The organism is Actinomyces sp. MRS3W, assembly GCF_032465695.1.
Classification (GTDB): Bacteria; Actinomycetota; Actinomycetes; order Actinomycetales; family Actinomycetaceae; genus Actinomyces.
Genome location: NZ_JAWDJJ010000022.1, coordinates 1 through 2,419 on the forward strand (window position 1 = coordinate 1; position 2,419 = coordinate 2,419).

At 71.8% G+C, this 2,419-nt stretch carries 2 protein-coding genes and 1 pseudogene; 1 reads left to right on the forward strand and 2 read right to left on the reverse strand.

Annotation, left to right across the window (positions count from 1 at the left end; genetic code table 11):
• Window positions 1-934 (forward strand): ATP-dependent helicase C-terminal domain-containing protein (locus RWX45_RS00545; RefSeq protein WP_316021846.1); only part of this gene is annotated, 934 nt, incomplete at its 5' end.
• A 62-nt stretch (window positions 935-996) separates the two neighbouring features.
• On the opposite strand, the gene RWX45_RS00550 is transcribed toward RWX45_RS00545, so the two are convergent.
• The gene (locus RWX45_RS00550) at window positions 997-1,413 is read right to left on the reverse strand and encodes a nuclear transport factor 2 family protein (protein WP_316021847.1); all 417 of its coding nucleotides are present in this window, start codon (window positions 1,411-1,413) and stop codon (window positions 997-999) included.
• Window positions 1,414-1,491: 78 nt separating this feature from the next.
• A pseudogene (locus RWX45_RS00555) lies at window positions 1,492-2,419 on the reverse strand (glycoside hydrolase family 15); the annotation flags it as partial.

The window sequence follows — 2,419 nt, forward strand, 5'->3', positions numbered from 1 at the left end:
GGCCAGCTACGCGACCGTCGGGGGGACGGGGCTGCGTCTGCCCCCGGGGTCGCCGCTGGCGGGAGCGCTCTGGCTGGCGGTGGGCGACGTCGACCGCGCTCCGGGGGCAAGTGAGGCCACCATCCGGGCGGCCGCACCCATCGATGAGGCGCTCGCCCTCACGGTGGCCGCCGGCTGGCTGACCGATGAAGCGCGCGGTGTCTGGGAGGGCGGGCGGCTGCGGGTGGAGACCGTTCGCCGTCTCGGCGCGATCCCCCTCGCCACAACGGGAGGCCGCACGCCCACGCCCGCCGAGGTCGCGGCCGCCGTCGTCGACCGCTGCCGGGACGAGGGCATCGGAATACTGCCGTGGCACAGGGCGGCGACCCTGCGGGCACGGCTGGCTCTGCTCAACCGGGTCCTCGGCGAGCCCTGGCCCCCGGTTGATGACGCGGCCCTCATGCAGCGGGCAAGTGAGTGGCTGGCTCCGGCGGTGGAGACACTGGCGGCATCGAGCCGGCACTTCGATCTGGACCAGCTGGATATGACGGCGTGCCTGCGAAGCCTGCTGCCATGGCCCGAGGCGGCGCGTTTTGAGGAGCTGGTGCCGGAACGGCTGGAGGTGCCGTCGGGCTCGCAGGTGCGCGTGGAGTATGTGGGTGAGCAGGGCGAGGCGCTGGAACGGCCGGTGCTGGCGGCGAAAGTGCAGGAGTGCTTCGGGTGGGAGGACACTCCCCGGATCGTGGACGGGCGCGTGCCGGTGGTCATTCACCTGCTGTCGCCGGCGCGGCGGCCGGTCGCCATCACCGACGACTTGCGCTCCTTCTGGCAGCAGGGCTACCCGCAGGTGCGTGCCGATATGCGCGGACGCTACCCCAAGCACGCCTGGCCGGAAGACCCCTGGACGGCCCCGGCCACCCGCGGCACCGGGCGCCGACGTCGAGCTACGAAGTAGTGAGGAGAAGCCGGGCCTGCACGGGCGCGAGGCGCGCGCATCGGCCGGAGGAGGCCTGCGGCTTAGAACCTGCTCGCGTCCAGACGCCTGAAACGCCAGCCGGTGGAGTTGAGTTCGGTGTGGGCGGCGTCGGGCACAACAAACCCGACAATCTGCAGGTTCCAGGTGCCGTGCACGCCCCAGACCGTGGCCTCCGTTCGGGACCGACCGCGCACCACGGGGAAACCGTCAATGGTGTCGGTATCCGCGGAGACGAACTCGGAAGCGTGGTAGGTCAAGGTGCCGTTGCGGATGTCGCCGAGCCATTCCACCTTGGGCTGGGGGTAACCGGTCATATGGGTGAGGACGCAGTCGTCGGTGAGGAGGGCGTCGATGGTCGCCGTATCCGCTGCGACCATGGCATCGCACAGGAGGCGGTACAGCTCGACCGACGCGTCCCCGGAATCAGCAGGATGTACGGGTGGGTTCGGCGCAGTCATGAGTTGAAGCTTAAAGGCCGACGCCAGCCTGGGGGAGGCCCGTCCAGGCACCCTCTGGGCCCCGTCCCGCCCATCGCCTCACTGGGGAGTACGGAGTTCCACCACCGTCAGCAGCACGAGCGCGCAGGTCCAGGCCAGCGGTGCGGGCCCTGCGGGCAGACCGTCGTCGCGCACTTTCTCGGGCAGGGCGCCCGCACGCGTACGGTGCGACTCCAACCACTCCAGCAGCTCCAACGCTTCCTCATTCCGGCCCAGTCCGGCCGCCGACCATGCCAACAGTGCGGTCTCCGGCGTCCACGAAATGCCGTCATCGCGCCAGGATTCGCCCGGTGCCACGCCGCCCGCGGGCCGAGCCATCCGCGCAACGGCGCCGTCCCTGACCGTCTCAACGCCGGCGAGCGCCCGGGTGAAGGGCGGAGCCACGAAGGCGATCGCCGCGTCGACGTCGTTGTCGCGCAGGTGCCTGCCCCATCCGGGCGCGAAGCCGCGCTCCAACGCCGCCCGCAGCGTTGCCACCCGCGCGTCGAGCCGCTCGCCAGTGACCCCCATATCCAGCCCGGCCGTCGCCAGCGCGGAGGCCGCCTCGAGTCCCAGCAAAATCGGCGCCGCCGTGCCGAGCGTGACGGTTCGCTCCGCGACCTCCCAGTAGTCCGGCGACGCGGGAGGCAGATGCGAAGGAGTGTCGGTGAGGGTGAGCAGATAGCTCGCAGCGCGGGCGAGCGCGGCCCCGACCTGCCCCGAGAGCTGCGCCACCCCCAGGCCGTCCGCGAGCAGCCTCCCGGCCGCCCATAGAAACCAGCCGGCACCGTCGGACTGGGCGGGGCGGTCATCGGGGACCACGCCGGCTTCGGTGTAGCGCGCCTCGAAACCGCCGTCGGGGCGCTGCAGGGTTGCCAGGTGCGCGAGAACGCCGAATGCCTGCCGGTGCAGCCCGATCGCCGCGTAGGCTGCAGCAGCGAACGAGGCGTCTCGCGGCCAGACGTAGCGCCAAATGCCCACCGGCCCC

Excerpts from the sequence above, each read along its gene's own strand:
- RWX45_RS00550 (WP_316021847.1), bottom strand. The coding sequence starts at position 1,413 with ATGACTGCGCCGAACCCACCCGTACATCCTGCTGATTCCGGGGACGCG.